At 68.7% G+C, this 415-nt stretch carries 1 protein-coding gene; it reads right to left on the reverse strand.

Going from position 1 to position 415, the window contains the following annotated elements:
• The coding region (locus AC097L_RS25125) for an extracellular solute-binding protein (protein WP_479589430.1) at window positions 1-415 on the reverse strand (415 nt) is incomplete at both ends.

The raw sequence follows: 415 nt of genomic DNA on the forward strand, positions 1-415 counted from the left end.
TCGGGCTGGGTGTAGAAAGCGGCGGCATTGCGGCGCAGGGCAATCAGCTTGTCCACCGCCGGTGGCCACTGGTGCTCGGCCAGGCGGAACGGCGACGGCAAACCCAGCGCCTGGGCCGCCAGCGCAAAGTTGTGCGTGCCCGCGCTGTAGGCAATCACCTTGCCCTGCCAGCGAGGGTCCCACAGGGCGGTGATGGAGCTGGGCGGCTGCTGGATCTGCTGGCGGTCGTACACCAGGCCCATCTCGGCATAGGTGTAGGGAATGGCATAGGTTTTGCCGCCGTGCACCAGGCCCGGAATCGCCGCCCGGTTCTGGAACCGGGGCAACTGCCTGGCCAGGTGGGGCAGCGTGGCCGTGGCGATGGGCTGCACCCAGCCCTGGCGGATGTAGCGCTGCAGCTCGGCCGTATTGACCG

It is taken from the genome of Rhodoferax sp. RT5P35 (assembly GCF_056521385.1).